Raw genomic sequence first — 25043 nt, forward strand, 5'->3', positions numbered from 1 at the left:
ACCCATGGACCAGTCCGTGACGCCCGAGTTGACGGCCCTTTTGACCACCCTGCGCGACGCCGGCGGCATCCGGGTCCTGGTCGAAACCGGCGCCGGCCGGGGCGACCTTTCCTTTGCCGCCGGGGACATCTTCGATACCGTCATCACCTTCGAATCCGACAAAGCCCTCTACGACGCCGCCCATGAACGCTTAAGCGGCCGCAAGGGACTGCTGCCCTTAACCGGCGACACCCGGGAGCTTTTGCCCCAGCTCATGCCCCGCCTCGCCGCTCCGGCCGCCTTCTGGCTGGGCTCCCACCTGGCCATGCGCCAGGGCGGCGACGCCCCGCTTCTGGCCGAAATCACGGCCATAACCACCGTGCCCATGGACCATGTCATCTGCATCGCCGGGGCCGACATCCTCATGTCCGACCGGCATCGCCCGGCCGGCTGGCCCACGCCGGCGGAAATCCTGTCCCTCCTCGGCCAGGGAGCGGCCCGCAAGGTGGAACTCCGCGACACCACCCTCATCGCCGTCCCCGACGCCAACACCAAACTCTGGGGCGCATTGTTTTCCGAGTAGTGAGGAAGAGCCGGGGGAAACTTTTCTGTAGAAAAGTTTCCCCCGGGCCCCCTTCCAAAGACTTTCAATAAAATAATCTTGGTTCGGTACACGCCGCACCTTTTAAAAACTTTAGGAAAGGGAGAGCTCGAGAGGGGCTACTGCCCTTTTTAAAGGGTTTCCCCTCTCGCATGATCTTTTCCTCTCTTCCCTCTTCGCCCCCATTGCGCCGTGGCCGGACAGGGCGTACACGGGCCGCATATTTCGTTACCGGAGGATCGCATGAAGTTCGTCTTGGCCTTGATCTGCGCCCTATGCCTGACGCTGACCGGCGCGCTTTTCGCCTTTGGCCGCGTCACGCCCGGCGAATCCTACGCCGCCTATGCCGACGCCGTCCAAAACGCCACTTCCTGCGAACTGACCTCGTGCGGCTGCCTGGGCATGAAATGCTCCTGCTTCGAATGCGGCAGCGGCTGCGGTTGCGGCGGCAGCAGCAAATAACCCGTCACACTTTTCCTTACCGTCATGGGTGGACTGCTGGCCTTCGTGCTGTCCCGGGCCACGGGGATTGACGCCTTCGCCATTCTCCAGGCCGGGTACCTGTTTCTGTCCCTGGCCGGAATGGCCGTGGTGTTTTTCTGCACCCGGCGGGAGCTTTCGACCGATCCGGCGCGCGGGCGCTATCTGCTTGTCTTCCTCGCCAGTCTTCCGCTGGGGCTGGCCGGGGCGCGGCTGATCCCCATCATCCAGGACGCCTTTTTGGCCGACCGGCTCACTTTCGGCATCATCGCCCGGGGCGGGCTCGTGTTCTACGGCGGCGCGCTAGCGGTGCTTCTGGCCATGCGCCTGGGCTGCCGGCTGTGGCGGCTGTCCCCGTGGCCGCTCGTCGACGCCGTTTGCCGCTACGCGCCCCTGGGCCACGCCTTTGGCCGACTGGGCTGTTTTTTCGGCGGCTGCTGCTTTGGCGCGGTGACAACCGGGCCGCTGGGGGTGCGCTTCCCGGCCGGCTCGCCGGCCTTCCTCCAGCACAAGGCCGCGGGGCTGCTGCCGCCCGGGGCGGTCGCCTCGTTGCCGGTGCACCCGTCCCAGCTCTACGAAGCCGTGGGCAACCTGATCCTGTTCGCCGGGCTGCTCGCCGTGTCCAGACGCCCGGGCGGCCTGCCCCCGGGCCGGGCCGCCACGCTCTACCTGCTCGGCTACGCGGTCCTGCGCTTCTGCCTGGAGTTCTGGCGCGGCGACGACATCCGCGGCATCTATTACGGCCTGAGTATGTCCCAATACGTGGCGCTGGCCGTGGCAGCCGGCGCGGCGCTGGTGCTGTTGCTGGCCAGGTTTCGAACGCAACACCCCCGTTCATAAAACGTATTCCCTTCGTCGGCGCGACATTTCAATATGAAAGAACGTCACGATTGAAACGCCTCTATGCAAGGCCGCGCTTTTGTTGTATCCAGGCCGCCGTGCGCCAAGGCCATGCTGCGCACAAGCATGCAAAAAGAGGCCGAAAGCCACATTCGGAACGCGCCTGCCGCCTGGACGGGCGGGAGGCGTACACGCAACGATTTTCGGCCGAGGGTTTGCGTCGGCAAGGGCCGGAAACGGCCAGGCGACATCCGTGCCCCTGCCCCCCACCGTTTCGGGCGCATTGCAGCATTCCGCCGCCCAGGCCGAACAAACCGGCGGCATCACCGTATTGTATTTAGTGTAGCGAGGCATGGGGCAGGATTGGGGCGGCGCGAAATGATTGTCCAAACAAAGGACTACGCCAGCATGACGGCGCACGGTTTCAATGACTTTGTCTCTTATTTTTCAAATTCAGTTGCAATCATGCGTTGCCTCACTTATATGTATTGAAAGCCATCTAGCAGGAGCGAGAAATGGAAGACTATTTGAAAGCTGCCTTGGAGATCGTCAAAGCCCAGGCCTCCGTTCGGACCATGACTGATGACGAAATCACCTCCATGTTGAAGAATGTTGCCGCCGGCATTCAGGCCGCCGCCGAAGCCGACGCCGCCCCGGCCGAACCCGCCACGCCGGCCATTGATCCGGCCAAGGCCGTCAAGGAAAGCAGTGTGATTTGCCTGGAATGCGGCAAGTCCTTCAAGGTGCTCACCAAGAAACACCTTGCCGCCCACGGGCTTACTCCGGAAGAATACCGGGCGAAATACGGCTACAAGAAGGGCGCTCCCCTGGCGGCCAAGTCCCTGCAACGGGAACGCCGCAAGAAGATGAAGGACATGCGCCTTTGGGAGCGTCGTCGCAAGCCCGCCGCCGTCACCGAATAGTCGGCCCGCTGGCGTTGCGCCAATCCGCTTCGCGGTAGCTTTTTCCGGCCGGTCCGTCCCCGGGCCGGCCGGAAGCTGCGCGGATGCGCCAAAGGCGGCCTCGGACCATGCGCCCGAGGTCTGCGGCCGACACGTTCGAATACCGTGTTCTCCTAAAAACTGCAGTATCTTCCCAGGGACGCGCCGTTATTCGTCCGCAGGGATGATGACCTTGACCGGGTCGGTGACGCTCTCGTAGCGGGCCAGCTTGGAAATGTGGGCCAGGGCCACGCTCGACAGTGCGTAGCCCTTGGGCAGAACCTTGAGCTGTTGCCCACCCCGCGTCACGAACATGTCCTCGGCCAGAATCATGTTGTCGCGCAGGCTCTTGACCGGCATCGGCACGATGACGAGGTTGCTCTCCTCTCCCAACACCTCGCCGAACGCCGCCACCACATCCGGGTCGTAGACCCCTGTCGCCTGCTTGATGGCCTTGTAGGCCTCGGCCTTGGCCTGGCCGGCGGTCAGAAGCCGGTCGAATTCGAGCAGCACCCGCAGGATGCGCGCCCCCATCGGAATGTCCTTGCCCCGCACGGCATCGCCCGGAAAGCCGCCGCCGTCGAAATTCTTCTCCTGATAGGCGATGGCCTTGGCCACGCCGCCCATGCGCGGGATGTTGGCCACGAGCTTGGCCGCCACCTCGGCGTGCTGCTGGTAGTTCGCCGCATCCTCGGGCGACAGCGCCCGCCCACGCTCCACCCGCGAAATGAGCGAATCGGGCAGGGTGATGTAGCCCATCAGACACAGCATGGCCGCCGCCTCGGTCTGCCAGGGGCTCGGGTCGCCGCACAGCTTGGACAGCGGCCGCACGTACGGCGCGATGCGCGACACCCGGCCGTAGACCTCGGGGCGCAACAGCGACAGCACTTCCGAAAGCATCTTGAGGCTGCCGCGAAGCGTGCCCTCCAAAAGCTCCCGCTCGGCCATGACCAGCCGGTACTGCTCCACGGCGGAGGTCAGCGCCCCGATCAGGTAACCGGTCTCGCACGGCTTGGTCAGAAAGCGGAAGATGTTGCCCTCGTTGACCGCCGCGATGGCGGCCTCGAGATCGGCGAAACCGGTCAACATCACCCGCACCGAGTCCGGGCGCATCTCGCGCACCTTGGACAGCACCGCGATGCCGTCCATGCCCGGCATGCGCAGGTCGGAAACCACCACCGCATACGCAGGGCTGGCCTTGACCTTGGCCAACCCCGCCTCGGGCCCGACAGCCGTATCCACCTCGAAGGCGCTATGCAGGTTGCGGCGAAACCCGGCCAGAATCCGCTCGTCGTCGTCGATGAAAAGCACCCGCTTATTCACCGTCCCCTCCTTGCAACACATCCCGGCAGGCCTCGCGCCAGGCCTCCGCGCGTCCGCCATACCCCATGGCGTCGAGGGCGACCGTATCCAGGGGATGGGGCGCGTAGGAACCGTGTATGACCACCAGCTCGTGGTCCAGGGCGTTGGCGGCATGGACCAGCGGGATGGCCAGCGGCGGCCCGTCCCCGAAGGTTCCCGGCCGGTGATGCCCGGCCACGCCGAAGACCACCGCCTCCTCGAATCCCCACAGCCCGAGCAGGTATGCCCCCACCGCGGCATGGGAGACGGCCAGAATCCCCTCCTCGGCCTCGAGGGGCGTGACGTTTCGCGTCTGCATGTCCGTCAGCACCTCGCGATACTCGGTCTCGAACAGCTCGGCCAGCATCAGCTTGCCCACGTCGTGGACCATCCCGGCCATGAAACAGGCCTCCTTCTCCACCTTGTCCGCGTCCTCGAGGGTGGCCAAAACCTTGGCCATCCGGGCCACGCGCAGGCTGTGGTCCCAAAGCCGCCCCAGACCGAAGCCCGGATAGCGGTCGGCGTCGAAGCGGGAAAAAAGCCCGTGGGCCAGCACCAGGGCCCGGATCGTTTCGAGCCCGAGCAGGGTCACCGCCTGCCGGGTGGAGGACACCCGCTGGGGCATGCCGAAAAACGAGGAATTGACGAGCCGCAGCAGCCCGGTGGCCATGCCGACGTCGCGGGCGAGGATGTCGCCTATGGTGTTGACCGAGGCGTTGGGCGAACGCAGCTCCTCGGTCAGTTCGGCGAAAATCGACGGCAGCACCGGCAGGGTCTCCACGCGGGCGACGGCGTCGCGCACCCGCTCGTCGGTGAAGATATCGGCCAGCCGCAACACCCGATTGATGGCGGTGGTCAGTTCTCGTGGCGAACAGGGCTTGCTCAGGAACTGATGGGCCGGCTTGACCGAGCGGAAGATGAAGTCGCGGTCGGAATGCCCGGACAGGATCAGCCGCACCGTGCCCGGCCAGCGCTGCCGCACCGCTTCCAGAAATTCCGGCCCGTCCATGCCCGGCATGCGCACGTCGGAAACCACCACATCCACCGGGGTCGTTTCCAGAAACGCCAGCGCCTGGGCGCCGCCCTCGGCGAAATGCATGTCCCAGACGTCACGCTTGTCCCACAGCATCCGCCGCAGCCCGCCAAGCAGCTGCGGTTCGTCGTCAACGAAAAGAATGCTTCGACGCATGAGTCGGCCTCCCGAAATAGCCGTCCCGCGGGCCAAACGCCCCGGAAGGCGGGCACGGGGCGCTTTTCCATCGTAGCCGATCGTGGGAAAAAGAAAAAGGATATTGGCGCGCCGCCACGGTATATCATCCCCGGCCAACGCCGCGCCTTGCCAGCCGGCCCGCCCGGCTGTAGGCAGAGACTCTATCTCCCGCCCCTCGGGGCGGTATCACAAGGACCAGCCGTGGCAAACGATTCTCAAAAAAAACATGACGTCATCATCGTCGGCGGCGGCCCGGCCGGGCTTTTTGCCGCCCATTACCTGTCCCGCAACACCGACTTGTCGATCCTGCTCCTGGAAAAAGGCCAACCCGCCGGCAAACGCCGCTGCCCCATGCACGGCAGCAAGGATTGCCGCAAATGCGCGCCCTGCAACATCCTCTCCGGCATCGGCGGGGCCGGGCTCTTTTCCGACGGCAAGCTCAACTTCATCCCCAAGCTCGGCAAGACCGACCTGACCCAGTTCATGCCCCTGTCCGAGGCCACGGCCTTGATCAAGGAAACCGAGACCCTTTTCTCCAACCTCGGCATGGACGGCCCCGTCTACCCGACCGATATGGAAAAGGCCCGCCAGATCCGCAAGGAGGCCCGCAAACTCGGCATCGACCTGCTGCTCATCCGCCAAAAACACCTCGGCAGCGACCACCTGCCCGGCCATATGGCCGCCATGTCCCAACGGCTGGCCGACCAGGGCGTCACCATCCGCACCGGCGAGGAAGCCCGCGACGTCATCATCGAAAACGGGCGCGTGGCCGGCGTCGCCACCAGCAAGGGCGAATACCGCGCCCCGGCCGTCATCCTCGCCCCGGGCCGCGTCGGCGCCGAATGGATGGGCGCGCTGGCCCGCCGCCACGGCCTTTCCTACAGCCAGCGCGGCATCGAGGTGGGCGTGCGCGTCGAGGTGCACAACGAAATCCTGTCCGATATCACCGACGTCATCTACGACCCCACCTTCTTCGTGCGCACCCGCAAATACGACGACCAGACCCGCACCTTCTGCACCAACCAGGGCGGCTACGTGGCCCTGGAAAACTACCAGGACTTCGTGTGCGTCAACGGCCACGCCTACATGGACGCCAAATCCGACAGCGCCAACTTCGCCTTTCTCTCCAAAGTGGTCCTGACCGACCCCGTTTCCGACAACCAGGCCTACGGCGAAGCCATCGGACGCCTCGCCACCATGATCGGCGGCGGCAATCCCATCCTCCAGCGCTTCGGCGACCTCAAACGCGGCCAGCGCAGCACCTGGAGCCGCATCCGCAAAGGCTCCGTCGAACCGACGCTCACCTCCGTCACCTGCGGCGATATCGCCATGGCCCTGCCCGAACGCATCATGACCAACATCATCGACGGCCTGGAACAATTAAACGCCGTGGTGCCCGGCGTCGCCAACGACGAGACCCTGCTCTACGCCCCGGAAATCAAATTCTTCGCCACCCAGATCGACACCACCCCTGACCTCGAAACCACCGTGGCAGGCATGTACGTGGCCGGCGACGGGCCGGGCGTGGCCGGCAATATCGTCTCCGCCGCCGCGACCGGACTCATCCCGGCCAAGGCCATCCTGCGGAAGCTGGCCAGCCGTTAGCCGCTGGGGGCTAGGGCTGGGGCTCCGCCCCAGACCCCGGCGGGGGCTCTGCCCCCGCACCCCCGCCGGGAGGCCACGGGCCCCCCGGTCCCCCCGTTCGGTGTGCTTTGGTCGGGCGGAGGGTGGGTTGGCTGGCGGGAAGGCGGAGAGTGGAGAAGATGGCAGCGGAATTTGTCGGGACGGTGCATGTCGCTTCGCGACAAGCTCGTCCCAAACAAATTCCGCCGCCACCACGCCGGTCGCCCCTGCGGGGCGACATTCGGAGAAACAACTTGTCTTAAAATGCGGCGCTTCGCCGCTGGCGCGGTTGTTGCCGCAATCGTGTCCGGCGTCGAGGCGCAAAGCGCCTCGTGCCGCCGGGCCGATTGCGGCGACAAAACAGAGGACGTCCCGCCGTCTCCCCCATGGCCTTCCACCATCCCAACCCGGAAAAGGGAGGTCCGGAGGGCATAAGCCCTCCGGCGGGGTCCGGGGCAGAGCCCCGCTCCCGTTCCCCCTTCCTCCTGGCCTACTCCTCTCCTGCTACTCCTGCCCTGCGCCGCTACCGCAGGCGGCTATAGCTGCCGGCGGGGATATCGTCGGCGAGGCGCACCCAGATGGCGGTGGCAACACCCCAGACGATATTGGCGACGATGACGACGACAGGGGTGAGCAGGCCGAGATCCAGGCCCCAAAGGCCCTTGTCGAGCATATTGGGGAAGACGATCAGCAGTTGGAAGAGGGTCGGGGCGATGCTGGCGATGACGCCGCGCCAGAAGATGGAGCCCGGCATCCAGCGGGGGGTCAGCAGCAGCCCCCACACGCCGCCCCAGACGAGTCTGGGGTAGAGCCAGGGCAGGGTCCATTGGGGGGCCATGGCGACGTTCAGGCTGCTGAACGCTCCGTAGGCACCGGCCAGGTAAATAAAAATGCTGTTGATGAGGCCTCCCACGAGGCCTCCGGCAAAGCAAACGCTCACCCAGGCGAAAAAATTGCGCATCCTCTTTCCTCCCTCCTCGCTTGGATGCCGGGCGCGGCGATTTAATAGGGACTGACCAGAATAGACAGAGACCGCACGCGATTGAGCAGAATATGGGTCGGCCCCACGGCCGGCACTTCCTCGCCGGCGCGCAGTGTGGTGACGACGGCGCGTCCGATCACGAGCCGGCCGTCGCGTCCCGTTTCACTGAACGTGTGCAGCCCCCACATGTCGTGGTAGACCACGGGATGTCCTTTGTACTCGCCGACGTAGACGAGAATGTGACCTTTCATCCAAATCAGGCTGGCAAAGGGAACGCCATGGCTGAGGATGGTCGTTTCCTTCTGGGCGTTGTCCATGTCGCCAAGGGGAATGGCGCCGCCGTAGGCGGCCTGGCTGGCGGAATTGCGCGGCAGGTAGATGCCGAAGGGCACGAAGAGGTCGTGGGTCAGGGCCGAGCAGTCGCGTTTGCCGTCGATACCGCCCCAGCCGTAGATTTTGCCCATGAACTGGTTGCCCACGGCGGCGACGTTTCGCGGCGTCATGGGCATGGGCATGGGCACGGCGGCCGTGGCCGGCAGGTGCACGCGCACGGTCTCGGCCTGGCCCGAGCCGCCCCGGCGCGGCACGAGCACGGTGACGCCCGAGGCGTCGGCCGGTCCGGCCAGGGGGAAGAACGCGCCCACGTCGGCGGTGATGCCGGCCTCGGGCAGCGACGTCTGGTCCTTGACCACGGCCGCGAGGCGCGGCGTGGAGAATTGAGCGATGGTGGCCTCGTCGACGTAGGCCACGTCCGTGGCCGGCAGCCAGCCGAAGGTCAGGGCGGATTCGGCCAGCACCCAGGAGCCGTCGCGGCTGGCGTGGGTGACGAGGATGGGGGTGCCCGGCGGCAGGGCGGTATGCTGGAGATAGTCGAAGGGGTAGCCTTCGCCGGGCAGGCTCGGGTCGGCAAAGCGCGGGGCCTTCGTGGGCATGCCGCGCAGGTTGGTGTTTTTGACGGTCAGCGCCTTGCGCATGACGTTGGGGTAGGAGCCGAGTCCGGCGGCGGCGTGGAGCGAAGCGGCGAAGGACGGGCTGTTCGGCTGTCCGTTGGCACCGAATCCCGGGGATTTTTCGAAGCGGCGGAAGATCGTCTCCACGGCCCGGCGCGAATATTCCGGCCGGCCCAGGTTCCAGGGCGTCAGCCAGGTCTGCAGGAAGGTTTCCATGCGCAGTCCGGCCTGTTCCTTGGGATAAAGCAGCCGGTCGGCGGTACCGGGCCGCAGGTAGGCGTTTAGGTCCTGGGGCAGGACGCGCAGGTCCTGGACCTCGCCCTTGCCTGTCGGGACGGACGGCGGCGTGGGGGCAAGGGGAATCTGTGGAGCCCGGGCGCAGCCCCAGACCAAAAGCAGGAAGACGCAAAGCGCGGCGAAACGCAACCGCCGTGACATGGACTGCATGGCGCAAAGCCCCCCTTCCCCAACTTGACGGCGGACGCGGCCGCCGACTATCCGGCTGGCGGGAGGGTAGACGTTGGCGCACGCGAACACAAGCCCGATAAGGACGACAAGGATGAAAGGTTGCGGTTGTGGGTATGAAACAGGCTAAGGCCATGGACGCGGCCGAGACCGCGCGTCTGCTCGCCTCCCGGGTGCCGGAGACGGTGCCTGTTTCGGTGCGGGTAAGCGCCCGGGCCCGGGGCATCGTCTTGCGCATGCTGCCGGGCAAGGGGCTCGAGGTGGTGGCCCCGGCCGGGGTGGGGGCGGGATTGTTGCTCCAGGCGGTGGAAGCCAGGCGCGACTGGATCGACCGCATCTCGCGCCGCATGGCGGCCGAGGGCGGGCTTCCGGGCCAGGGACCGGTGGCGCCGCGTCCCTCCATGCTCGTGCTGACGGCCTTTTCCCGGCAGTGGAAGCTGTCCTATCTGGCCCGGGAGATGGCCGGCTGCCTGGTTTCGAACTGGCGTCCGACGGAACTTTTGGTGTCCGGGGCGGTTTCGGACCCGGCGGCGGTGTCCGAGGCGCTGACGGCGTTTAGCCGTCGCCGGGCCGGCGAGTTGTTGCGCCGGGAACTGGCCCGGGTGTCCGAGACCATCGGGCTTGGCTACAGCGCCGTGACCATCCGGGCCCAGCGCACCCGCTGGGGGAGCTGCACGGCCAAGGGGCACATCAACCTCAATTACACCATCGCCTTTTTGCCGCCGGAGCTGTGCCGGCTGGTGCTGGTCCACGAACTGTGCCACACCGTCGAGCTCAACCATTCGGCCCGGTTCTGGGACGTCGTGGAGAAATACGTTCCGGACTGCCGGGCCATGGACGCGCGGCTCAATAGCGCCCGCCACTATCTGCCGCTGTGGTTGCCGTAACCGGCCAAAGCCCCCCTACGGCTGCTCCAGCGTGACCTCGTCGAGCTTTTCGCCGGAAAAATAAAACACGGTGATCGGCTCATCCACGCCCCGCACGACGACCAGACGGCCAGACGGCCCGTCGCCGGCGAGATCGAGCAGCGCCTCGGCCACCGACGCCCCCTCCTCGGCCGGACACTCCTCGCAGGCCACCTCGAACCGCAGCGACTCCGGCCCCGGCATCACTTCGAGGCGGGCGACATCCAGACCGGCCAACGCCCCGGCCAGCACCTCCCCGGCCTCGGACTCGATCTCCCCCACCCGTTCGAAGGAATATTCCTCGGGATAGCGTATTTCGCCGAGCAGACGACAGGGCGCATCCTGCATACCGCCTCCGCATGTTGACTTTTTGGCGAAATACCACGCCCGAAAGCCCCTCGCAACGCGCAGCGGGCTTGTGTCGCGCCGCGCGGGGCTGTAGAGGGTGAGGAGCGCGACTATTGGAGGACAGAGGATACATGACAGCAAGAAGAAGAAAAGGACGTTCCCCAAAGGGACCGGGGGCCGGACTCGACACGGCCGCCATATTGCGGATCTTCCGCGAAAGCGGCAAGCCCCTGTCCGACAAGGAGGTGGCGCGCAGCCTCCAGGGCACAGCCTTCAAATTCCACGACCTGCGCCACATGCTCGAAAACCTGCGCGAGGCGGGCAAGCTCATCCGCGTCCAGAAAGGCTGGGGACTTCTGGAAAGCATGCGGCTTCTCACCGGGGTGCTTGAGATAAGCCGTTCTGGCGTGGGCTACGTGCTTCCCGACGACAAACGCCGCAAGGACATCTTTATCCATCCCAAGGATATCGGCGATGCCTGGCACGGCGACCGGGTGGCCGTCGCCGTCACCCGCGAACGCAAGGACAAGAACCACGAAGGCCGTGTGGCCAGGGTCATCGAGCGCGGCGTTTCGACGCTGCCCTGCCGGGTGATCAAGCGCATGGCGCCCGACCTGTTCCTGTGCCGTCCGACGGATGCCCGCCACTCCATGAGCTTCATGGTGGACTACATTCCCCCGACGCCGGAGGATCCGGTGCCCGGCCCCGAGGACATCATGAACGTGGGCGTGGGGGAAAAGCTCGAATACAAGCTCTATTCCGGCAAAGGGTTGGAGCTTCTCGGCGCCCAGGGCGACGTGGCCGTGCAGGAACGCCTGGTCAAGCTCAACCACGACATCCCCGGCCCCTTCCCGCCCAAGACGATCAACGAGGCCGAGGCGCTGCCCGAAGCCCCGGGCGAGGCCGATTTCGCCGGCCGCAAGGACCTGCGCGACCTGACCTTCGTCACCATCGACGGGGCCAAGGCGCGCGACTTCGACGACGCCATTTACGTGAAAAAACGCGGCCGGGCCTATACCCTCTGGGTGGCCATCGCCGACGTGTCCCACTACGTGCCCGAGGGCAGCGCCCTGGACGCCGAAGCCCTGGAACGCGGCAACTCCTACTATTTTCCCCAATCCGTGGAGCCCATGCTGCCCGAGCGGCTCTCCAACGGGCTTTGCAGCTTAAACCCCAACGTGCCGCGCCTGGCCATGGTGGCGGAGATCGATTTTTCGGCCAAGGGCCTGCCCGGCCGCACCGACATCTACCCGGCGGTCATCGAGTCCAAGGCGCGCCTGACCTACGCCCAGGTCAACCGGGCGCTGCTGCTCGGCGACGAAGCGGAACGCGAAAAGATCGCGGCCGTCCTGCCCATGCTGACCACGGCCGAGGTGCTGGCCCGGGCCATAAACGCCGTGCGCACGGAGCGGGGCAACCTGGACTTCGATCTGCCCGAACCGGAAATCCTGTTCAATTTCCAGGGCGAGACCCAGGACATCCGGCCCAAGGTGCGCCATTTCGGCCACCAGATCGTGGAGGAATTCATGATCGCGGCCAACGAGGCCGTGGCCCGGTTCCTGACCGAAAAAGACGCGCCGGTGCTCTACCGAGTCCACCCCGAGCCCGATCCGACCAAGCTCGAAGCCTTTTTCAAGCTTCTGGCCACGACCGACCTGGCTCCCCAGCTCCCCCCGACCCCCGGCCCCGGGGATCTGGCCACCATGCTGCGGGCCGCCTCGGGCACGGACCTCGACTTCCTGGTCAGCCGGATCGCGCTGCGCACCATGATGCAGGCCTCCTACTCGCCCAAGCTCGACGGGCATTTCGGCCTGGCCTCGACCTGCTACTGCCACTTCACCTCCCCCATACGCCGCTACGCCGACTTGGTGGTGCACCGCTCCATCAAAAACGTGCTGGCCGGCAAAGCCGTACCGGAGAAAAAGCTGGCCCGGCTGGCCAAGGTGGCCGAGCACATCAGCCGCCGGGAACGGGTGGCCATGGAGGCCGAGCGCGAAATATTAAAGCGCGTCACCGTGCTTTTCCTGGCCGACAAGGTCGGCCGGCGCTTTACCGGCGTGGTCAGCTCCATTGCGGATTTCGGCTTCTGGGTGGAACTCAAGGAGGTCATGGCCGAGGGCATGGTGCGGCTGTCGTCGCTTTCCGACGACTACTACACCTATTTCCCGGAACGCCATGAACTTATCGGCGAGCGCACCGGCCGCCGGTTCCGGCTGGGCCAGCCGGTGGAAGTGGAACTGACGGGCGTGGACATGGGACGGCTGTCCGTGGACCTCGGCCTGGTCGAGGGCGGCGAAGCGCCGCTGGCCCTGCCCACGGCCAAACGCAAAAGTTCGAGGCGTCGCCGCAAATGAACCGCTTTCGCCGCCGGGACACGCTCCTTGCCGCCCTGGCCGTTATCTGGCTCGTGGCCGCCGCCGGGGCGGCCGCGATCGATTGGCCCACCCCGCTCAAGCTGGCCAAGGAGCGGCTGCAACTGGCCTATCTCGCGGCCAATGCCGTGGACAAGGATTTCCGTCCCTACGACCAGCCCGAGGCAAGCGACCCCGACGCCCAGTACCAGCAGCTCGTGGCCGATTACCGGGACCGGTTCGGGGAGCGCTTCAACATCGCCGCCGTCGAACGCCTCCATGACGACACCGTTGCCGGCATGGCCCGGGAGCGCGCCGGCATCGTCGTCTTCACGGTCGCCGCAACGGCCGTGGTCTGGTGGCTGCTTATGACCATCGGCCGATTGCTCGGCCCGGGCGACGCGGCCGGGTCGCGGAAGCAGCCGTGCCGCGGCAAGGGCTACGCCTAAGGCCGGCGGCCATGCCCGCCCCCTGTCCCTGACGCCCAAGGCCATCGCGCCGGAGCCCGAAACGCAACCGGCCCGCCGGGGATGAACCACGACGGGCCGGGAAAACCGAGCCGATGGACCGAGCCCGCCTACTTCTTCTTGCCGGAACTCAGGAAAAGCTCCTTGGCCGTGCCCGGCTCGAACTGGTAGCGGGCGGCCTTTTCCCAGAAATACTTGTCCTTGTCGTGCCCGAGCACCCAGAAGTCGAAATCCCAGTCCTCGCGGCGGTCGCCGTGTTCGTTTAGGGCCAGCCAGCCCGTCACGCCGTACATGCGCTCGCACACCCGGGGCAGCATCTGCTTGAACCGTGCGGCATCGCCGGTCCCACCCACGGCCTGGGCCGTGAAAAAGGCCGCCCAGGCCCCGTCGTAGGCGGCCAGGCTCTGGGTGTCGGGAAAAAGGTCGGCCTTGTCCTGGATGCGCTTTTCCGTCAGCGCATACACGTTGGCTCCGCCCTCGCCGTAACGCGGGCTGGCCAGGCGGACCTTCATGGCGAAGGCCGCGCTCTCCGGGTCCTTGGCGATGGGGTCGAACATGGCCGTGGCGTCGCAGCCATACCAGGGCACGGCCGCCAGTTCCGGATACTTGGAAGCGCCCTTCAGGAGGGTCACGACCTCCGGACCGCCGGCGAAATAGATCGCCACCTTGCCGTTTTTGCGCTCGCGCGAAAGCTGGCCCACCTGCTTGGCCAGATCGCCGAGGATCTCGGCGAAATCCTTGCGGTCCGGGGCGAACCGGGCCCCGGGCAAAACCTCGCCGCCAAGCTGGCGAAAGCGCGCCTTGACATGGACGACCATGTCGTCGCCGTAGCGGTCGCCCTGCCACAGCGGCACCACCGTGCCCACGCCTTCCTGGCGCATGAGGCTCGTGACCGCCTCGGCCTGATAGGTGTCCGACGGCGACAGGCGAAAGAGGTTGTCGCCCTTCTTGGACAAAAACGGCCCGGAACTGCCCTGGCTGATGAGCACCATGTTGTTTTTGTCGGCGTATTCCAGGCAGGCCTCGGCCTCGTCGTCGGAAAAGGGGCCGATGACGACCCGGATGCCCTGTCCGGCCAGGGCCTTCAGCTGCTCCACGGCCGTGGCCGGCTTGCCGCCGGTGTCTTCCAGGACGAACCGGGCCTGGCCGCCCGCGCCGCTGGTCGCCAGATAGTTGTTGATGTCGGTCTGGGCCAGCTCCAGGGCGGCCTTGGACGTCTTGCCGCGCTCGGCCAGGGGCCCGGTCAGCGGCAAAAGCGCCCCGAAGGTATACCCGCCGCCCTTCTGGGCCGCCGCCACGCCGACAAGGGCCAGCAGCGCGGCCACAGCCAGACACGCCACCGCCAGACGCCGCAGGCCGGACAAGCCGACGCGCCGTTTTCTCCCAACCCCATGCCCGTTCATATCCTCTCCTTGCCGCGACAGCGCCATGGCCGCCGCGCCGTATGTCCGCGGCCCGCGTCGAAACGCATGCCGCACTTATTGGCCCATACCCTCAACCGGGACAAAAGAAAACAGATCGCCGGCCGCCAGGCGCGCCCTTTCCAAACCAGGCCCATTGGCATACAGTACCTACGCGGCTTTGCCCGCCGCCTGTTTTGCCCCCCCATTCCCTACAAGGATTGGCCATGAACGACCCCCTAGCCTCGGAAGACGTGACGCCGAGCCCGGGCCGAGGCGCCACGTCCCCCGCAACCGGATCTCCACCAGCCATGGACCCCGCGTCCCTGTCGCCGGAAACCGTCGCCCGACTGCGTGAAGCCCTGCGCGCCAGCCAGGAAGCGCTTTCGCGCCAGGACGAGCAGTTGCGGGAGACCCGGGCCGCCCTGGCCGAAAGCCGCGACCGCTACGACAACCTCTACGAGTGCGCCCCGGTCGGCTTTCTCAGCCTGGACACGACCGGCAGCATCGTCGCGGCCAACCGCCAGGCCTCGGCCATGCTCGGCCATACGCCCGAAACCCTGCGCGGCCGCCCCTTTTCCAGATTCGTGGTCCGTGTCGACCAGCCGCTGCTGCGCGCCCTCCTCAACCGGACCAGACAGACCGGGGAACGGCAGGTCGTGGAAATACGGCTGTCGCGTCCGGACAGAACCGGCCTTTACGTGGAAGCCGTCATCACGCCCCACGGCCGGTCGTCCGACCCGGACGGGGGCCAGGGACTCCACCTCGCGCTCTCCGACCGTACCCCCCGGCGCGAATCCGAAGAAGCCCTGCGCCTGGCCGACCTCATCCTCGAAACCAGTCCCGCGTTCCTCCTGCGCTACCCCGTGTCCGACGGCGAACCCGGCCCCCTGGAATACGTCTCTGCCAACATCGCCCGCCTCGGCTTTTCCCGCGAAAAGCTGCTCAGCGGCACCGTGCTCCCCCGCGAACTCGTCCACCCGGGCGACCTGCCCCGGGTCGAGGCGACCCTGCGGGAAAACGCCGCCGCCGGCAACGACGCCTGCATCCTGGACTACCGCCTGCGGACCCGGGACGGCCAGACCCGCCACGTCACCGACCACGTCCGGCTGTTGCGCGACGCCGCCGGCCGGGTCAACGCCGCCCAGAGCCTGGTCCTCGACGTCACCGACAGCACCCTGGCCAGGCAAGACCTGGAAACCGTCCTCGACAGCGCCCCCATCCCCATCGTCAAGGTGCGCGTCGCGGCAGGCGGCGACCGGATTCTCGAATACCAGAACCCCGCCGCCGCCCGCCTGTTCGGGAAGGACGCGCTGGGGAAATCCTGCAAGGGCTTTTTGTGCAACAAGGAGACCTGCCCGGCCCTGAGTGCCGATTCGGGCGTGGTGCGCGACCGGGAATGCGCCATCGCCACCCTGCGCGGCGAACGCATCATGTACAAGACCGCCCACAAGCTCCCCGACGACTCCTGCATCATCGAGGCCATGGTGGACGTCACCGAGCTTATGCGCACGCGCCAGAACCTGACCCGGGCCATGGAGGCGGCCGAGGCCGCCAACAAGGCCAAATCGGAATTCCTGGCCACCATGAGCCACGAAATCCGCACGCCCATAAACGGCATCATGGGCATGACCGAGCTGGCCCTCCAGACCGACCTGACCGGGGAACAGCGCGAATACCTCGATCTGGCCCGCCAGTCGGCCCTGTCGCTGCTCGACATCGTCAACGACATCCTGGACTTCTCGCGTATCGAGGCCGGCCGGATGGAGCTTGCCGCGACGCCCTTTTCCCCGCGTCGGATACTCGGCCGCTGCCTGCGGCTGTTCGACAGCCTGGCCGCGCGCCACGGCAACACCTTAAGCCTCTCCGTGCACCCGGACGTGCCCGAAACCGTCATCGGCGACGCCGGACGGCTGGGGCAAGTCGTGGCCAATCTGGTTTCCAACGGGCTCAAATTCACCAAGAACGGCGACGTGCGCCTGTGCGTGGAGCCCGGCGAGACGACCGACGCCCCCTCCGCCGAGGACCATATCCCCCTGCGTTTCTCCGTTTCCGACACCGGCATCGGCATCCCCGCCGCCAAGCAGGAACGCATCTTCGAACCGTTCACCCAGCTCGACGGGAGCCTCACGCGCGACGTCGGCGGCACGGGGCTGGGGCTTTCCATCTGCAACAGCCTGGTCGCGCTCATGGGCGGACGTCTTTGGCTCACCTCCCGGCCGGGAAAAGGCAGCACGTTTTATTTCACCGCCTTGTGCGGCAAAAAGGTCGGAGCGTCCCGTCCCAGACCCGTGGCGCCCGCCGCCCGCCCGCCTTTGCCGCCCCTGTCCATCCTGCTGGTCGAGGACAACTGCATCAACCAGCTCGTGGCCAAACGGCTGCTGGAGCGACGGGGACATGGCGTCACGGCCGTGGATTCGGGGCGGGCCGCCCTGGTCCTGCTTGCGGAGACGGACTTCGACTGCGTGCTCATGGATGTGGAGATGCCGGGACTAAACGGCCTGGAGACGCTGACCAGGCTGCGCGACCCGTCCCTTTACGGGGAGCGGGCCGACACGCCCGTGGTGGCGCTCACCGCCCACGCCGTCAAAGGCTACCGGGAACAAATACTCAAAGCGGGCTTCGACGACTACGTGTCCAAGCCCATCGACATGCGCCAACTCGAGGCGGCCCTGCGCCGGGCCCTGGCCAAGCCCCGCCGCCCGGGCGACGGGCCGGCCGCTTAACAAGGCGGACCAAACAGGGTAGGCTTCACCAATTCGGCCAAACCGGAGGTGCGCCATGCGCGTGCTCATCGTGGAAGACGATCTGGAAGCCGCCGCGTACATGATCAAGGGGCTCAAGGAATCGGGCTACGTCGCCGACCATGTGGCCGATGGCCGCGAGGCGCTGTACCGCGTGGCGGGGGAAACCTACGACGCGCTGGTGGTGGACCGGATGCTGCCCGGCGTCGACGGGCTCACCATCGTGCGCACCATGCGCACGGCCGGCAACCATACCCCCGTGCTGATCCTGTCGGCGCTCGGCGACGTGGACGACCGGGTCAAGGGCTTAAAAGCCGGCGGCGACGACTATCTGGTCAAGCCCTACGCCTTTGCCGAGCTGCTCGCCCGGCTGGAGGCCCTGCTGCGCCGGGGCCGCTCCGAAGCCCCGGACACCACACTCAAAATCGCGGATCTGGAGATGGATCTGGTGGCCCGCACGGTCCGGCGCGCCGGCAAGCCCATCGAACTCAAGCCCAAGGAATTCGCCCTGCTCGAATACCTCATGCGCCACGCCGGACACGTGGTCACCCGCACCATGCTGCTCGAAAACGTCTGGGACTATTCCTTCGATCCCCAGACCAACGTCATCGACGTCCACATCAGCCGCCTGCGCCAGAAGATCGACAAGGGCCACGACAAGCCCCTGCTCTCCACCATCCGCGGCGCCGGATACAGCCTGCGTGATCCCAACTAAACTGCTGCGTTCCTCGACGCTGCGCCTGTCCATCATCCATATGGCCGCCTTCGGCCTGTCGGTGCTGGTGCTGCTGGGGTTCATCTACACCTCCACCGCCGGCTTCATGGAGCGGCAGACCGACGAGACGATAAACGCCGAGATCCAGGGCCTGGCCGAACAATACAGCCAGCTCGGCCTCACCGGGCTTATCCGCGTCATCAAATCCCGCGTGGCCAAGGACAAGGCCGGGTCGAGCGTCTACCTGCTCACCGACTGGAAGTTCAACCCCCTGGCCGGCAATCTGGCCGACTGGCCCAAGTTCAAGGACACCGGTTCGGGCTGGTTCGACGCCACGCTGGAGGACACCGAAAATTTCGAGCCGCGCCGGGTGCGCATGCGCTACTTCCTTTTGCCCGGCAACTTCCACCTCATCGTCGGCCGCGACGTGTCGGAACGCATCAAGGTGGAACGGCTCATCATGGACGCGCTCATCTGGGGCCTCGGCATCACCGTTGTGCTCGGCGGGCTGGGCGGCCTTTTAACCAGCCGCTGGACCCTCAAGCGCATCGACGTCATCAACAAGGCCAGCCGGGAAATCATGCGCGGCGAGCTGAACCGGCGCATCCCCACCCGGGGGGCCGGCGACGAGTTCGACCGTCTGGCCGAAAACTTAAACGCCATGCTCGACCAGATCTCCAAGCTCATGGACGGCGTCAAGCAGGTGTCCAACAACATCGCCCACGACCTGCGCGGGCCCTTAAACCGCATCCGCTCGGGCCTGGAAATGTCCCTGACCCGGCCGGTCGACGACCCCGAGCACTATCGCACCGTGCTGCGCCAGACCATCAGCGAAATCGACAACCTGCTGATGACCTTCAACGCCCTTTTGACCATCGCCCAGGCCGAATCCGGCACCCGCCGCCAGGACTTCACCACCGTGGACCTGACCAGCCTCGCCGCCGACGTGGCCGAGCTCTACGAGCCCCTGGCCGAGGAAAAAGGCCTGGCCTTTTCCGTGGCCCTCGCCCCGGACGTGTCCGTCCCCGGCAACCGCCACCTGCTCTCCCAGACCCTGGCCAACCTGCTCGACAACGCCGTCAAGTACACCCCCGACGGCGGGGCCATCACCGTGACCCTCACCGCCACCCCGAACGGCCCGGAACTGACCGTGGCCGACACCGGCCCCGGCATCCCGGCCGAATACCGGGACCTCGTCCTCGAACGCTTCGCCCGGCTGGAATCCAGCCGCAACACCCCGGGCAGCGGCCTGGGCCTGTCCCTCGTCGCCGCCGCCGCCGGCCTGCATCAGGCCGCGCTCCGCCTGGAAGACAACCACCCCGGGCTGCGGGTCACCCTGGCCTTTCCCCGTCCCCGCGCCTGACCTCGGCCGAAAATGAATTTTAGTTCATAAAGCGGCCATTTCACCTCCATGCTGGCAGCCTATCCAGGCAGCGTCGGATACGGCGTAGTGGCTAGGCTCACACAAACGTGCCCGAACCATACCCTCTTTGTTACATCCGCCGTCCGTACGGCCCCTCCCGTCCGGATGGCCCAAGGTCGCCCTCCCCCTCCTTGAACGAAGCCCCCGCCCCCACACGGCGGGGGCTTTCGTTTCTCCGGCATCCCCGTTTCCTAAACAACGTTCATGTTCCGGTCATGCCGGGTCCACCCTTCCGCCCTATCTTCCATCCCGACGGCAACGCGGCTACCCCCCTCCGGCCGCGCCGTCACCGCCCTTTGCCAACAAACCAGGGCCCGGTCCCCGCTCCCTTCACCCCACCCGGGACCGCAAGCCGAAACCTCCTCTCCTCGAACGCGAAGCCCCCGCTCCCCCGGCGGGGGCTTCCTCTTTCCTAACCAAAGTTCATGCGCCGGCCATGCCCCTTTCATGATCCCTGTTTATATACATCATGACGGCAACCCCGGCTTCCCCTCAAGCCGGCCCGTCAACGGCTAAGCGGTGCGCACCACGCCGCGACGGCCACAAGACCACTCTCTCTCCTCCCTCCTTGAGCAGGCCCCCGCTTCCCCGGCGGGGGTCTGTGTTTTTGCGACGTAGCTTGGGTTGGCAGGGGAGAGAGAGAATAAGCCGAGAGGGGGGACCGGGGGGCATCAAGCCCCCCGGCGGAGTGCAGAGGCGGAGCCTCTGCCGGGGTCCGGGGCAGCGCCCCGGGGCAGCCGGCACCCCGGCAACCCGCGCCCCGGCAACCCGGCTACTCGGTGATCTGGTCGCCGGTGAGGCCGAAGCGGCGGGAGCGGTGCTGGTAGTCGCTTATGGCGGCGTCGAGATGGTCGGGGGTGAAGTCCGGCCACAGGGTATCGGGGAAGGCGAACTCGCTGTAGGTGGACTGCCACAGCAGATATCCGGACAGGCGCTTCTCGCCGCTGGTACGGATGATGAGGTCCGGGTCGGGCTGGCCGGCAGTGTAGAGCTCGGCCGAGAGGCGCTCTTCGGTAAGGTCTCCGGGGGCGAGGCCCTGGCGCATAAGGCTGCGGCAGGCGCGCAGGATCTCATCGCGGCCGGAGTAGTTGAGCGCCAAGTTGAGGGTCATCTCGGTGCAGTGGGCGGTCTTGGCGATGACGTGGCCAAGGACTTTGCGCGTGGCCAGGGGCAGCGCGTCCATTTCGCCGAGCACCTTGAAGCGAATGGACTGTTTGACCAGGGTATCGAGTTCGCGGGTGAGAAAACGCACGAGAAGATCGAACAGAAACTTGACCTCGTCGGCCGGCCGCCCCCAGTTTTCCTTGGAAAACGTGTAGAGGGTGAGGTGGCCGATACCCAGTTCGCGGCAGCGCGTGACAATCCCGCGCGCGGCTTCGGTGCCGGCCCGGTGGCCTTCGCTGCGGGGCAGTCCGCGCATGGTGGCCCAGCGTCCGTTGCCATCCATGATGATGGCAACGTGCCGGGGAAGGGACATGGAATCGGGCACTATATCTCCATGATTTCCTTTTCTTTCTTGGCAAGCGCATCATCGGCCTTGGCGATGTAGGCATCGGTGAGCTTCTGGATGTCCTCCTGGCCCTTGCGCTGGTCGTCTTCGCTGATCGCCTTGTCGTTTTTCTTTTTCTTGAGGACGTCGTTGGCGTCGCGGCGGATGTTGCGAATGGCGACCTTGGCCTCTTCGGAATATTTCTTGGCCACCTTGGCCAATTCCTTGCGGCGGTCCTCGGTCAGGGGCGGGATGACGATACGGATGATCTTGCCGTCGTTGACCGGCGTCAGGCCGAGGTCGGACTTGAGGATGGCCTTTTCCACGTCGTTGAAGGCCTTGCGGTCCCAGGGCGCGATGGTGATGGTGCGGCTGTCCGGGGTGGACACCGAGGCCATCTGGTCCAGAGGCGTCGGGGTGTCGTAGTAGTTCACGCGGATACCGTCGAGCAGCGACGTGGAGGCCCGTCCGGTACGCAGACGCGAAAATTCCTTATCCAGCGAAGCCAAGGCCTTTTGCATCCGGTCTTCGGCGTCCTTGAGCACTGCCTGCATGTTATTCCTCTCCTTTGACCACCGTGCCGACGGGCTCACCGACCAGCACCCGCTTGAGGTTGCCCGGCGTGAACATGTTGAAGACCACGATGGGCAGCTTGTTGTCCATGGCCAGGCTTATCGCCGTGCTATCCATGACGCGCAACCGTTTTTCCAGCACGTCCATGTAGGTCAGGGTATCGAACTTGACGGCGTCGGGGTGTTTGACCGGGTCCTTGTCGTAGACGCCGTCGACTTTCGTTCCCTTGAGGATAGCCTCGGTTTTGAGCTCCATGGCCCGAAGCGCCGCGGCAGTGTCCGTGGTGAAGTACGGATTGCCGGTGCCGGCGGCGCAGATGACCACCCGGCCCTTCTCCAAGTGCCGCAGGGCCCGGCGACGGATGTAGGGCTCGCAGACCTCGCGCATGGTGATGGCCGACATGACGCGGGTGGACAGTCCCTGCTTCTCCAGGCCTTCCTGCACGGCCAGGGCGTTTAAGACAGTGGCCAGCATGCCCATGTAGTCCGCCGAGGCCCTGTCCATGCCGGCGGCCTGCTCGGAGACGCCGCGAAAAATGTTGCCGCCGCCGATGACCAGGGAGATCCTGGCTCCGGCCTCGGCCGCCCAGGCGATCTCCTGGCAGAAGTTGGTGATGGTCTGGTTGTCGATCCCGAAGGGGCGACCACCGGCCAGCGCCTCGCCGCTTATCTTTAGCAAAACCTGGGAAAACCGCAAATTCGACATGGCGCCCCCTTGCTGGCTGCGGAAAGTGTGGGGGGAGGCCCTGGCGTCCTGGCCTCCCCGGGAACGGATTGCAAAAAAAACGGGCCTTACGGCCCGTTGTAACCTCGATGCGCGTCGACCTAGGCGGCGTCCTCGCCCAGGGCCATGCGGCAAAATCGCCCGATCTGGACGTTTTCGCCAAGTACGCCGATCAGCTCGTTGAGCAGATCCTTGATGGCGACCTTGTCGTCCTTGATGAAAGGCTGCTCAAGCAGGCAGACTTCCTTGTAATACTTCTTCATGCGCCCTTCGACGATCTTCTCGGCGATGGCTTCGGGCTTGCCCTCTTCCATGGCCTGATGCTTGTAGATTTCCTTTTCCTTGGCCAGAAGCTCGGCCGGCACTTCCTCGGGGCAGAGGCAGACCGGATTGGCGGCGGCGATCTGCATGGCCACGTTCTTCGCGAACTCCTGGAAGCGCTCGGAGCGGGCCACGAAGTCGGTCTCGCACTTGATCTCGACCATGACGCCGAGCTTGCCGTTGGAGTGGATATAGGAACCGATCGCGCCCTCGGAAGTGGCGCGGCCGGCGCGCTTCTGGGCCTTGGCCAGGCCTTTCTCGCGCAGCCAGGCGACGGCTTTTTCCTCGTCGCCGGAGCACTCGCCCAGGGCTTTCTTGCAATCCATCATGCCCGCGCCGGTTTTGTCACGCAGGGCTTTCACGGAGCTGGCGGTAATATCGGCCATGAATCGGTCCTCCTACTCGGCGGTGGTTGCGGATTCGGTTGACGCCGCGGGAGCGGCGGCAGCGGGCTCGGCGGCAGGGGCGACAGCGGCCTCGGCTTCGAGTTCAGGCTTCTCGTCCTTGTCCGGGACCGGCTCGTCGTCCTTATCCTTGTTCTGGGCCGCGCCTTCAAGGCAGGCTTCGGCCACGCTGGAGGCAAAAAGCTTGATGGCGCGGATGGCGTCGTCGTTGCCGGGGATCACGTAGTCGATGACGTCGGGGTCGCAGTTGGAGTCCACCACGGCCACGATGGGGATGCCGAGCTTGCGGCATTCCTGGACGGCGATCTCTTCGCGCTTGGGGTCGATGATAAAGGCCACCTGGGGCAGCTTCTCCATGTCCTTGATGCCGCCGAGGTTGGCGTTGAGCTTGCCCACCTCGCGGCTCATCATCACGATTTCCTTTTTCGGAAAGCGCTTGATGGTGCCGTCCCCGAACATGCGTTCCAGGTTTTTCAGGCGATCGATGCTCTTCTTTATGGTCTGGAAGTTGGTGAGCATGCCGCCCATCCAACGGTTGGTGACGAAGAACTGGCCGGCGCGCTCGGCTTCCTTTTTCACGGATTCCTGGGCCTGGCGCTTGGTGCCGACGAAAACGACCTTGCCGCCGCCGGCAACGACGCCGGCCACGAAGTCGTGGGCCTTCTGGTACAGGCGCACGGTCTGCTGCAGGTCGATGATATGGATGCCGTTTCTGGCCCCGAAAATGAACGGGCGCATCTTGGGGTTCCAACGGCGGGTCTGGTGTCCGAAGTGGACGCCGGTCTCCAGAAGCTGCTTCATGGTTACGTAAGGCATGAGGACTCCTTGGGTTTTCCCTCCGCTTCGCCGGGGAGCGACCGGACCGTCCGGCACCCAGGGAAAAGGCGAAGCGTGCGTGTTTGGTGAACGGGAGTTTGTAGTCATCTTCCCGAAAAAAGGCAAGCCCCCGGCTCCCGGAAATTTCCGGACGCCAGCAGGGCTATTGCAGCGGCGCGAGCTCTTCTTCGGACCTGGCCGCGTTGATGAGCACCCCCACCGCGTCGATCTCCACCCGGACCTCGTCGCCCGGGGCAAGCCGTCCGCCGCCGGCCGGGGAGCCGGTCAGGACCACGTCGCCGGGGAGCAGCGTCATGATGGTGGAGATGAAGCTGACCAGCTCATACGGGGAGAGCACCATGTCGTCGGTCGAGGATTCCTGGGTCACGGCGCCGTTGACCGTGGTGCGCAGCCACAGCGCCGTGGGGTCGGCCACGGCGGTCTCGATCCACGGCCCGATGGGGGCGAAGGTGTCGAAGCCCTTGGCCCGGCCGAGCGGTTCATCCGGGGCCAGGAAATCGCCGGCCGTGACGTCGTTGGCGCAGCTGTAGCCGAAAAGATGGCGCGGCACGTCCTCGGGCGCGACGTTGCGGCAGCCCCGGCCAAGGACCAGGGCCAGCTCCCCCCAGGCCTCCACCCGGGTGGTGGCGCGGGGCAGCATGATGGACTGGCCGTTGCCGATGACGGCCGAGGGGGGCTTGAAAAAAAGCATGGGCGCGTCGGCCGGCCCGCGACCGATCTCGTGCAGGCGGCTGCGGAAATTGCCCTGGGCGCACACCACCTTGGACGGCGCGACCGGCGCCAGCACCGAGACATCCGTCAGCGGCAGCACCTCGGGCAGGCCAAGCGTGCGGTCAAGGCACTTGACCGCACGCTCCTCCAGCAGCAGCTGGGCGTAAAACGTCGTGTTCCCCCGACGCACCCGCAGGACTTTCATGCCGCCACGCCCCGG

Annotated in this window: 23 protein-coding genes; 11 read left to right on the forward strand and 12 right to left on the reverse strand. The window is 66.0% G+C overall.

Annotated elements, in window-relative coordinates:
- The first annotated feature begins 4 nt into the window (after window positions 1–4).
- The 4 genes from K9F62_02355 (at window position 5) to K9F62_02370 (ending at window position 2823) form a co-directional block, all read left to right on the forward strand.
- A complete protein-coding gene (locus tag K9F62_02355; protein UJX41562.1) occupies window positions 5–562 on the forward strand; it encodes a hypothetical protein in 558 nt (185 codons plus the stop codon).
- A gap of 261 nt (window positions 563–823) precedes the next feature.
- The gene (locus K9F62_02360) at window positions 824–1042 is read left to right on the forward strand and encodes a hypothetical protein (GenBank protein ID UJX41563.1); all 219 of its coding nucleotides are present in this window, start codon (window positions 824–826) and stop codon (window positions 1040–1042) included.
- Window positions 1043–1066: 24 nt separating this feature from the next.
- Complete coding sequence (locus K9F62_02365; GenBank protein UJX41564.1) at window positions 1067–1900, forward strand: prolipoprotein diacylglyceryl transferase; 834 nt, start codon at window positions 1067–1069, stop codon at window positions 1898–1900.
- A gap of 515 nt (window positions 1901–2415) precedes the next feature.
- Complete coding sequence (locus K9F62_02370) at window positions 2416–2823, forward strand: MucR family transcriptional regulator (GenBank protein ID UJX41565.1); 408 nt, start codon at window positions 2416–2418, stop codon at window positions 2821–2823.
- Between the two features lie 186 nt (window positions 2824–3009).
- Here the strand turns inward: K9F62_02370 and K9F62_02375 are convergent, their stop codons facing one another.
- Window positions 3010–4164 carry a response regulator gene (locus K9F62_02375; protein UJX41566.1) on the reverse strand — a complete coding sequence of 385 codons (1155 nt, stop codon included), beginning with the start codon at window positions 4162–4164 and terminating at the stop codon, window positions 3010–3012.
- Window positions 4157–5371, reverse strand: coding sequence for an HDOD domain-containing protein (locus K9F62_02380; protein ID UJX41567.1), 1215 nt, complete (start codon window positions 5369–5371; stop codon window positions 4157–4159). The genes K9F62_02375 and K9F62_02380 overlap by 8 nt, the downstream gene beginning before the upstream one ends.
- Before the next feature lie 222 nt (window positions 5372–5593).
- Between K9F62_02380 and K9F62_02385 the strand changes: the two genes are divergently transcribed.
- Window positions 5594–6997, forward strand: coding sequence for an FAD-binding protein (locus tag K9F62_02385; protein UJX41568.1), 1404 nt, complete (start codon window positions 5594–5596; stop codon window positions 6995–6997).
- Window positions 6998–7538: 541 nt separating this feature from the next.
- On the opposite strand, the gene K9F62_02390 is transcribed toward K9F62_02385, so the two are convergent.
- Together K9F62_02390 and K9F62_02395 are read right to left on the reverse strand one after the other, a co-directional pair.
- Window positions 7539–7976 carry a hypothetical protein gene (locus K9F62_02390; GenBank protein UJX41569.1) on the reverse strand — a complete coding sequence of 146 codons (438 nt, stop codon included), beginning with the start codon at window positions 7974–7976 and terminating at the stop codon, window positions 7539–7541.
- Between the two features lie 41 nt (window positions 7977–8017).
- Complete coding sequence (locus K9F62_02395; GenBank protein UJX41570.1) at window positions 8018–9394, reverse strand: SH3 domain-containing protein; 1377 nt, start codon at window positions 9392–9394, stop codon at window positions 8018–8020.
- Window positions 9395–9528: 134 nt separating this feature from the next.
- On the opposite strand from K9F62_02395, the gene K9F62_02400 reads away from it, so the two are divergent.
- Window positions 9529–10299 (forward strand): M48 family metallopeptidase, encoded by a 771-nt coding sequence (locus K9F62_02400; protein ID UJX41571.1) that lies wholly within the window; start codon window positions 9529–9531, stop codon window positions 10297–10299.
- Window positions 10300–10314: 15 nt separating this feature from the next.
- Here K9F62_02400 and K9F62_02405 read toward each other — a convergent pair whose 3' ends face one another.
- Window positions 10315–10665 (reverse strand): hypothetical protein, encoded by a 351-nt coding sequence (locus K9F62_02405; protein UJX41572.1) that lies wholly within the window; start codon window positions 10663–10665, stop codon window positions 10315–10317.
- Window positions 10666–10796: 131 nt separating this feature from the next.
- Between K9F62_02405 and rnr the strand changes: the two genes are divergently transcribed.
- Together rnr and K9F62_02415 are read left to right on the forward strand one after the other, a co-directional pair.
- Entirely contained in the window at window positions 10797–13019 is a 2223-nt protein-coding gene (gene rnr, locus K9F62_02410; protein UJX41573.1) for a ribonuclease R, read from the forward strand.
- Window positions 13016–13465 carry a hypothetical protein gene (locus K9F62_02415; GenBank protein UJX41574.1) on the forward strand — a complete coding sequence of 150 codons (450 nt, stop codon included), beginning with the start codon at window positions 13016–13018 and terminating at the stop codon, window positions 13463–13465. The genes rnr and K9F62_02415 overlap by 4 nt, the downstream gene beginning before the upstream one ends.
- Before the next feature lie 128 nt (window positions 13466–13593).
- On the opposite strand, the gene K9F62_02420 is transcribed toward K9F62_02415, so the two are convergent.
- Window positions 13594–14886, reverse strand: a complete 1293-nt coding sequence (locus K9F62_02420) for an ABC transporter substrate-binding protein (GenBank protein UJX41575.1) — start codon at window positions 14884–14886, stop codon at window positions 13594–13596.
- 710 nt (window positions 14887–15596) lie between these two features.
- On the opposite strand from K9F62_02420, the gene K9F62_02425 reads away from it, so the two are divergent.
- The 3 genes from K9F62_02425 to K9F62_02435 are packed head-to-tail and all read left to right on the forward strand — an operon-like array spanning window position 15597 to window position 19705.
- Entirely contained in the window at window positions 15597–17609 is a 2013-nt protein-coding gene (locus K9F62_02425) for a response regulator (protein UJX43107.1), read from the forward strand.
- A 55-nt stretch (window positions 17610–17664) separates the two neighbouring features.
- The gene (locus K9F62_02430; protein UJX41576.1) at window positions 17665–18342 is read left to right on the forward strand and encodes a response regulator transcription factor; all 678 of its coding nucleotides are present in this window, start codon (window positions 17665–17667) and stop codon (window positions 18340–18342) included.
- A complete protein-coding gene (locus K9F62_02435) occupies window positions 18329–19705 on the forward strand; it encodes a HAMP domain-containing histidine kinase (GenBank protein ID UJX41577.1) in 1377 nt (458 codons plus the stop codon). Before K9F62_02430 ends, K9F62_02435 begins: the two co-directional genes overlap by 14 nt.
- Before the next feature lie 832 nt (window positions 19706–20537).
- Here the strand turns inward: K9F62_02435 and uppS are convergent.
- From uppS to K9F62_02465, 6 genes are all read right to left on the reverse strand, one after another.
- Window positions 20538–21242, reverse strand: coding sequence for a di-trans,poly-cis-decaprenylcistransferase (gene uppS, locus K9F62_02440; protein UJX43108.1), 705 nt, complete (start codon window positions 21240–21242; stop codon window positions 20538–20540).
- Between the two features lie 11 nt (window positions 21243–21253).
- Window positions 21254–21808: a ribosome recycling factor gene (frr, locus tag K9F62_02445; GenBank protein UJX41578.1), complete on the reverse strand. Its 555-nt coding sequence runs from the start codon at window positions 21806–21808 to the stop codon at window positions 21254–21256.
- Between the two features lies 1 nt (window position 21809).
- Entirely contained in the window at window positions 21810–22532 is a 723-nt protein-coding gene (gene pyrH / locus K9F62_02450; protein UJX41579.1) for a UMP kinase, read from the reverse strand.
- 119 nt (window positions 22533–22651) lie between these two features.
- On the reverse strand, window positions 22652–23257 hold the full coding sequence (tsf, locus tag K9F62_02455; protein ID UJX41580.1) for a translation elongation factor Ts: 606 nt from the start codon (window positions 23255–23257) through the stop codon (window positions 22652–22654).
- Window positions 23258–23269: 12 nt separating this feature from the next.
- Window positions 23270–24091: a 30S ribosomal protein S2 gene (gene rpsB, locus K9F62_02460; GenBank protein UJX41581.1), complete on the reverse strand. Its 822-nt coding sequence runs from the start codon at window positions 24089–24091 to the stop codon at window positions 23270–23272.
- A gap of 163 nt (window positions 24092–24254) precedes the next feature.
- A complete protein-coding gene (locus K9F62_02465) occupies window positions 24255–25028 on the reverse strand; it encodes a fumarylacetoacetate hydrolase family protein (protein ID UJX41582.1) in 774 nt (257 codons plus the stop codon).
- Between the last annotated feature and the right edge of the window lie 15 nt (window positions 25029–25043).

The sequence above is a fragment of the Desulfovibrio sp. JY genome, assembly GCA_021730285.1.
GTDB lineage: Bacteria > Desulfobacterota > Desulfovibrionia > Desulfovibrionales > Desulfovibrionaceae > Solidesulfovibrio.

Bases quoted from the DNA above. Each gene is read 5' to 3' on its own strand.
- K9F62_02395 (UJX41570.1), bottom strand. From the start codon at position 9,394: ATGCAGTCCATGTCACGGCGGTTGCGTTTCGCCGCGCTTTGCGTCTTC.
- uppS (UJX43108.1), bottom strand. From the start codon at position 21,242: ATGTCCCTTCCCCGGCACGTTGCCATCATCATGGATGGCAACGGACGC.
- rpsB (UJX41581.1), bottom strand. From the start codon at position 24,091: ATGCCTTACGTAACCATGAAGCAGCTTCTGGAGACCGGCGTCCACTTC.
- tsf (UJX41580.1), bottom strand. From the start codon at position 23,257: ATGGCCGATATTACCGCCAGCTCCGTGAAAGCCCTGCGTGACAAAACC.
- pyrH (UJX41579.1), bottom strand. From the start codon at position 22,532: ATGTCGAATTTGCGGTTTTCCCAGGTTTTGCTAAAGATAAGCGGCGAG.
- K9F62_02430 (UJX41576.1), top strand. From the start codon at position 17,665: ATGCGCGTGCTCATCGTGGAAGACGATCTGGAAGCCGCCGCGTACATG.
- K9F62_02365 (UJX41564.1), top strand. From the start codon at position 1,067: ATGGGTGGACTGCTGGCCTTCGTGCTGTCCCGGGCCACGGGGATTGAC.
- K9F62_02400 (UJX41571.1), top strand. From the start codon at position 9,529: ATGAAACAGGCTAAGGCCATGGACGCGGCCGAGACCGCGCGTCTGCTC.
- K9F62_02355 (UJX41562.1), top strand. From the start codon at position 5: ATGGACCAGTCCGTGACGCCCGAGTTGACGGCCCTTTTGACCACCCTG.
- K9F62_02420 (UJX41575.1), bottom strand. From the start codon at position 14,886: ATGAACGGGCATGGGGTTGGGAGAAAACGGCGCGTCGGCTTGTCCGGC.
- K9F62_02465 (UJX41582.1), bottom strand. From the start codon at position 25,028: ATGAAAGTCCTGCGGGTGCGTCGGGGGAACACGACGTTTTACGCCCAG.
- K9F62_02360 (UJX41563.1), top strand. From the start codon at position 824: ATGAAGTTCGTCTTGGCCTTGATCTGCGCCCTATGCCTGACGCTGACC.
- K9F62_02380 (UJX41567.1), bottom strand. From the start codon at position 5,371: ATGCGTCGAAGCATTCTTTTCGTTGACGACGAACCGCAGCTGCTTGGC.
- K9F62_02415 (UJX41574.1), top strand. From the start codon at position 13,016: ATGAACCGCTTTCGCCGCCGGGACACGCTCCTTGCCGCCCTGGCCGTT.
- rnr (UJX41573.1), top strand. From the start codon at position 10,797: ATGACAGCAAGAAGAAGAAAAGGACGTTCCCCAAAGGGACCGGGGGCC.
- frr (UJX41578.1), bottom strand. From the start codon at position 21,808: ATGCAGGCAGTGCTCAAGGACGCCGAAGACCGGATGCAAAAGGCCTTG.
- K9F62_02405 (UJX41572.1), bottom strand. From the start codon at position 10,665: ATGCAGGATGCGCCCTGTCGTCTGCTCGGCGAAATACGCTATCCCGAG.
- K9F62_02390 (UJX41569.1), bottom strand. From the start codon at position 7,976: ATGCGCAATTTTTTCGCCTGGGTGAGCGTTTGCTTTGCCGGAGGCCTC.
- K9F62_02370 (UJX41565.1), top strand. From the start codon at position 2,416: ATGGAAGACTATTTGAAAGCTGCCTTGGAGATCGTCAAAGCCCAGGCC.